We start from the raw sequence: 6343 nt of genomic DNA, 5'->3' as shown, positions 1-6343 counted from the left end.
GTAATGTCCAGATACTCAACAGCACAGTAGCTAGGCAGGCGGATAATTTTTTCATGGTAATCGGCTTGGGCGTCTTCGGAAAGGATATAGGAATCGGCAAAGAAGTAATCAAACTCCGGCAGACCAACAGCATCTCCTCCCAGCCAACCAATCTGTATAGGGGCAGTTCGCAAAGCCGCTATAACGTTGGCATCCTGACTGGTAATGGAGTCCATGAAAACCATAATATCGATGCGATCCTCACGAGCTTTTGCAGCCACCTGGGGAGGTTTAACTTCTTCAGTAAAGAAGCGGAAGTAAAGGTTTTGATGTGAGCGAAACTTTTGATACATGTTGTCATAGCTAGCCACTTCTTCATTCTCTCGGCCTTGGTAGCAGTAGTAAGCAACATCTAACAGTTCACGAGATAAGTTTCGCAAAATGGCTTCGCTGAGAAAGCCTACTGAGTGTCGTTGGAAGCATTTGCCAAGAAAGCCGACTCGCAGTTTGCGACTGCTTGGGTTAGCTCTTTGATAGGCTTTCTGGTTCTTCTGCCAATACTCTGACCAGAGAAAATCTCGCTGGGAAGCCATTAGGCTTAGACAATCACTAAAGATCCTACCGGCAAGCTGCTGGTAATAACGAATTAGGGATCGATCATCAGTTAGGTAGCCCCAACAAACGCAAACCCGGAAGAGAACAACCTTAGCCGCAGTCAAGCTCTCAGGAAGATTTTCGTCACTTACTTCTAGAGAATTCAAGTCAATCAATGTCGATGAAAGAAGATCCATGATCTTCTGGATAGCAAAGTTTACACGTTCGGATCGGGCGGCGTAGATCAGCTTTCCTAAAGATTCTGCTAGAAGAGCTAGGCGTAGGGTAAAGTTCTCTTGCACCTGGGGGCTCTCGGCTGCTGTGAGAAGAGCTTCCCCCAAGGTGGAATAGCCATCGCTGGTAGAGTGCTCGAAAAGAGCAAAAGCTACTTTTTGGAAGAAGTCGTCGACCAGGTTCTCTATCGTCCACAAACCTTCATAGCGCCCCGCCTGCTCGGGATCTGCCGCATGAGCCAGTTGGGCTAGCAAAGCAGCAAATCCTGATTTTTGACTCCCCGGCAGATGAGCTTGTAAGGCTGTGGCCAGCTCAAAAAACAAATCCAAGTAGCCGTCATCCCAGAGTCGGGTGAGCAACTGGGTCAGGAGTGGCTCTTGGGTGATGTCCAAGGTCTCGTCGTCTTCCAGACTGGCCAGGCTCTCTAGCAAAGCCTGCCCGTAAAAGCCTACGGCCAGCTCGTCTTGAGCTTGCAAAGCCTGGAACAGCAAAATCTGAGTATTATCCCGCCGACTTGGTTCCAGCTCGAAGGCCATCTCCCGTAGCTTTAGGCAGACCTGGAGTCCCTGCTGTGGATCCTGCATGCGGCTATTTTCCAGACGGCCTGCGAGGGATAGTAATAGCTCCAAGACCTTCTCGCGGGGCAGGATCCTTGCCTTTACCAGGGGCGTGTAGGATTGGTAGGCGAGGCTTAGACGGTTGGAAATCAAAACTTGCTCCAGCGCCAAAAGGGTGATCGCTACTGGGTCAGACGGGGAAGCCCCTCCATCCAACTGCAGGGGTGGGGAAAGGTCAAAGAAGCCCCACAAAAACTCTCGCCAAGCATCTGCATCTTGCTCTGAGTACAGGGCGGCCAGCCATTCTGCAAAGGCATCGGGAGACTGCTGAAACAGTTGCTTGGCTTTTAGGATCCGGGCTTGCAGCGCAGGGTTCATGGGTCGAAGGGAGAGCACTGGTCTTAATCTGCCACGCTGAGACCGACTTGGCTAAACTACTGACTCTTTTCAGGCCCACCCCGTAAAGATCCGCAATTGTGCTCAGGGGCAGACTGTTATGAATCGCCCTCAAGCGGGGTAAGTTAGCACTGGCAGGTGAGCTGCACAGTTAACTCTCCAGTTTGTCAAAGGATCAAGTACCCATGAGCGCAAAATCTCGTCAGTCTCTGTTGCGGGCCAAACTGGCTCAGCAAATCCTCTCTAAAGCCAAGGGCTTTACTCTGATCGAGCTGTTGGTGGTGATTGTGATCGTGGGCGTGCTGTCTGCGATCGCTATTCCGCAGTTCTTGAACCAAGTCCGTCGTTCACGCGCTGCTGAGGGTCAAACAGCCTTGACGGCTGTCTCCCGTGCTTCCGAGGCTTACCGCCTTGACACGAGTGTCTACCCTGACTGGAAAAACATCGACCCCAACCAATGCAATAGCACTGCCAGGGCTAAACCTGACTACTGCGGGGTAAAGGGTGACAAGTTCCTGAATGACCCGTGGGTTGCAATTACCCCTATCTACAAAGAGCCTGTGTTTAAGGACGCACCTGGAAGCCAGAAGGGTGTGAGGATCACAACGGAGGCTGACACTGGTAAAGGGCCTGCCTACGTCAACCTTGGCAACAAACCTATTAAGTGTGAGATTGGTCTTGGGGATAAAGCCACCGAAGTTCAGCAGAACAGTCAATACTTTGTGGGTCGCTCCTGCAACGTGTTTGACGCTGACTAGTCAATACCTTGTTGCAGATCGCTTCTGCGGCCTGCTTGGCTAACTTTATATGACTTGGTCATCTATTTGGCTCCCCATACCGGGGAGCTTTTTTAGTGTTCTATGATGTCGGGAGAGATTCCCAGCTCTGTAGTTTTGACGCAAGATGATCTAGCGGTTGGCGGGCTTGAGTTATTGCCTCTCCAGACAACCTCGACCCAGGATGTGGGCGGATTAAGGGGAAACTTTAAACTGCTTTGGGAAGTTCAGGGATGGAGGTCGATCAACCAAACCTTAAACTGATCAACAGAAACGCTCTCAAATACTACAGCTATCAAGAAGCCTGGAGACGCATAAAGCCGGCATAGGCAGAGGGATTTCTTTTGGAAGTGTGACCATCGTAGAAAGTATCATTACTGACCGCTTGACTTCTCACCTAGTCAAGGTTGAGAAGTTCATTCCTAGTGCCCAAAACTACTCGTTCTAATGTACCCGGATCCACCCCCAGTTTCGCAGTCTTTGGGCAAGGATTGCTACTCGCTTCGAGTTCATTGCTGAGCAGCCCCTGTGCAGAGAGCATGATCTCTGCTAGTTGCTCGCTGGTGAGGGAAGAGATCTTTTCTTGGACTTTCTCTTGGGCCAGCATTTTTGCACTCAGGACGAGTAGATTAAGCCATAGGTCAACTGGACAGAGTGGATACAGTCGCTAGCAACTGTGAAGGATAGTGAATGCGAGTGAGGATCCCCTTCTCTGTGAGGTTTTGGTTGATTGTGAAATCGTCATAAAGTATAAACTTTTGATAAATGTCTACCAGCTCGTTTGTATTTCCTAAGCAGTAGGCATCTCTTGAGAGCAGATGAAAGGGAACTCGAATGGGATTAGATTTTGAGCGCCACCAATAGTCAGGAAAGTTTCCCAGTTGGGCGTATTTTTTGTAGTAGTTCTGAAATCCGCAGTTTAAGTAGTGCAAAATAGAAGGGGATGATGTTACTAAGGTATGATCTTCTGGAATATCAAAGCTGTGTACGCTATTGGGCAAAAGAGTGAGATGGATCCGAGCTGCTGACTTTCCATTTTGATAAGCCAAAAAGTATTGGCTCTTACCGGAGATGCTCTGAAACTCAGCATAGAATCCGGGATCCAAAATAGCAGGGTTTTTCTTAAATAAAGTGACCTCGCGGAAGTAGTCTTCGATCTCAAACGCTTCAGGAGCTGCCTCGTAGTTTAAGAAGTGAACTTGCAGTATATCGTTATCTAGTTGGTCAAACCAGTCTAAAGTAAGCGCCTCGCCGAGATAGAAGAGCTCATCCCCATCAATATGAATAATCCAATCCATACCTTGCTCAAGAGCGAGTTGTATGGCGGTTTCTACATTAAGAATCTGGCGAGCCATGACCTCATAGCCAGCATGAGGGCCATACTTTGGGTAGAGAACATTTCCCAGTGCTTGTTGGACTTGCAAAGCTTCATCGTTGGGAATAGCCGTTACATTGGAAAACTGAAGTGCCACCTGAATAGCGGGATCCTCTGGATCGTCAAAGAAGATATAAATATGGGCAATTCCAAGGGCAAGGTGATAGCGAATGAACGACTCCAAGCACACGCCTGGATCCCGAACGGTGGTCACAATACAGACTCTGGCCATAGTGGAGCTGCAAGCCTTTTAGGTAAATTGCTTGGATCCTAGCCAAGTATTGACGGTAAAGCGACTATCGGCAAAGGCTTGACTATGACTAAATACCGGCAGGATCTCGTGCAAACAACTGCTGAGGAAGAAGACGATGCTATTGTTGGTCGGGATCACCTCATCGTAGGCTCCATAGAGAATTGGCGGATGGGGCTTTCGTCTTTGGGTGTCGTAGATGCGCAGCTCACCTCCTCGGTAAGGCTTTGGCTCTTTGTGGAAGTAGTACACGCAGCTCACCTGACGGAAGGCTGTTTGCAGGTAGGAATTATCGATGTGGGGGACGAAATAACAACTATCATAGCTGGCAATCATCTCCATCTCAAAGATTTGAATGTCGAAGTTCTCGATGCCTAGCTCAGCGAAAATCTGGGGAGCAACAGCCGCAATTTTTTCCCGCAGCAGGGCTCCATACTCCTGAAAGTGGGCAAAGTCCAGCCGCAGGGAGCGACGAAATTTTAGTGACTCGGCCTCGGTGTTGTTTTTACTATAGCTTCTGGAAGGAACAAACTTGTCCTGGTGGGTAATTGCATGCTGGAGAATGGCTTGGTTGATCTCTTGAGGCAGGAAGTTGTCCAGCTTGATGTATTTACAGGGGTAAAACCGGGTGGGTTCTGAAGGATCCGGCTGGGTAAAAGTCAGGAATACCGGGTTAGCTGCCAGCAGTGATCCAGGGCCAATTGCTTGGATGTGAGCGAGATCCTGCTCGGTTAACCCTTTGTGCTGGGGATCCCAAGTGAGGAGATGGATCCCTTGGCCTAGATTGGGCAAAACCTTCTGCAGATGAAAACTGGGATCTATCCCCATCAAATCTAGGTTGGCTTGGGCTATGGCTCCGTAGCGGCAATGGTTGACCAAGTATAGGGCTGAGTCGGCCAAGTAATCCCGCAGTAGCAAAGACTGAAGCAGACAGGTACGGTAGTCCGTGAGTTCAGTCCAGAAACAAACGCCAATCTGGGTCTCTGGGAAACATTGACCGAGATCTGCCAAAAGGGCAGGAATGGGGCCTTCTAGGAGTAGAACCCGTTCTTCTAATCCCAACTGAGAAATTTGGGTTTGGATATCTTCTGTGCTGATTGACTTTTCGGATGAGCTCTGTAGGGGATTCCGTAGAATCACTGCTAACTTTTCAGGATAGCGAAGCATTGCCTGCAAAACAGCTGCGGACTCTTCCCAGCCAATCTGGCAGAAGATTTGCTGGCTAGGAAGGCAGGCTAAAGCCCAATCTAAGAGCTGGGTGAGACTCTGAGCTTGCTCCAGTTCTAGGAGAAGATCCTGAGCAAGGTCTTGGCAATCCATGGGGAGGGATCCCTGACGTCTGCTCTAGCTTAATGTACCCGGATCCACCCCCAGTTCTCACAACTTTTAGGCCAGGCGCTCAGCCCTTTGCTGCTCCAGTTCAGCCTTGGCAGGCATCAGTTCCCCAGCGGCAGTGGCCCACAGAATCCAGGTGGCCTCCTACCCTCCCACTTCGCTGGGTACAGCCTCAAAACCTCGCTCGGCATGGGTGGTGGAGATGAGCAAGTCCATCTGGCACGTGTGCCGCCAGCTTTCCATGGGTATGCCATTGTCGTAGGAGAGCTCGTCTTGGGTAGGGGCCATCCAGGCAGGTAAACTGGATTCGGCTCTTGCAGACAGGGATCCATGGGGTTGCTTATAACCTATGCTCGGCTTATCGTTTTCCAGGGCAACAGAGATCCCTTGTTGTTGTGTCCAATCCTAGTAGCCTGTAGGAGCTAGAAGAACCTGCCGCTCAACTTGGGGAGTCGAGAAATGCAAGACATCAAGGCCAATGCTCCGCGAATTCTCCTCAATTGGCCAACTCCGCCAGAATATCCCGCCCCCGCAGCTTTCAGATCGGCAGGTCAGTCTTTGCCCCAAGAGGAGAGCCAAGGGCTTTGGACTAAACTTTGTCAATCTCTCTAAGGAATTGGTGGAGTGCCCAGAGGGAGACTATGACCTCTATGACTTTGTGCAGCAGTCTGAGCAAATTACAAATAAGGAGTTTGACCTAGTTATTGTTTGGACTTCCAGCTTTGACCAGAGTAATCCCCTAAATACAAGGAAGTTTAAATGCCCCACACTCTTGCTAGCTGGAGACACCCACCACTGGGAGTTTCCCATCAACCATCTCTTGGCCTACTGGGCTACTGAAGGCTTT

At 49.9% G+C, this 6343-nt stretch carries 4 protein-coding genes and 1 pseudogene; 1 reads left to right on the top strand and 4 read right to left on the bottom strand.

The window, feature by feature from the left end; genetic code table 11:
• Window positions 1–1535, bottom strand: a pseudogene (locus NW842_RS00515) (FkbM family methyltransferase); the annotation flags it as partial.
• Window positions 1536–1945: 410 nt separating this feature from the next.
• Between NW842_RS00515 and NW842_RS00510 the strand changes: the two are divergent.
• A complete protein-coding gene (locus tag NW842_RS00510; protein ID WP_414417260.1) occupies window positions 1946–2518 on the top strand; it encodes a type IV pilin protein in 573 nt (190 codons plus the stop codon).
• 659 nt (window positions 2519–3177) lie between these two features.
• Here the strand turns inward: NW842_RS00510 and NW842_RS00505 are convergent.
• The 3 genes from NW842_RS00505 to NW842_RS00495 all read right to left on the bottom strand — a co-directional run bounded on the left by NW842_RS00505 (window position 3178) and on the right by NW842_RS00495 (window position 5784).
• Window positions 3178–4125: a glycosyltransferase family 2 protein gene (locus NW842_RS00505; RefSeq protein WP_414417259.1), complete on the bottom strand. Its 948-nt coding sequence runs from the start codon at window positions 4123–4125 to the stop codon at window positions 3178–3180.
• 36 nt (window positions 4126–4161) lie between these two features.
• The gene (locus NW842_RS00500) at window positions 4162–5079 is read right to left on the bottom strand and encodes a 2OG-Fe(II) oxygenase (RefSeq protein ID WP_414417258.1); all 918 of its coding nucleotides are present in this window, start codon (window positions 5077–5079) and stop codon (window positions 4162–4164) included.
• A 561-nt stretch (window positions 5080–5640) separates the two neighbouring features.
• Window positions 5641–5784, bottom strand: a complete 144-nt coding sequence (locus NW842_RS00495; RefSeq protein WP_011432125.1) for a hypothetical protein — start codon at window positions 5782–5784, stop codon at window positions 5641–5643.
• Window positions 5785–6343 lie beyond the last annotated feature (559 nt).

This window comes from Synechococcus sp. R55.4, from assembly GCF_047461935.1.
In the GTDB taxonomy this organism is placed as follows: Bacteria; Cyanobacteriota; Cyanobacteriia; order Thermostichales; family Thermostichaceae; genus Thermostichus.
Note: the sequence above shows the minus strand (reverse complement) of the source record. Positions and strands in the feature narration are given on the sequence as shown.

Excerpts from the sequence above, each read along its gene's own strand:
- NW842_RS00510 (WP_414417260.1), top strand. The coding sequence starts at position 1,946 with ATGAGCGCAAAATCTCGTCAGTCTCTGTTGCGGGCCAAACTGGCTCAG.
- NW842_RS00495 (WP_011432125.1), bottom strand. The coding sequence starts at position 5,784 with ATGGCCCCTACCCAAGACGAGCTCTCCTACGACAATGGCATACCCATG.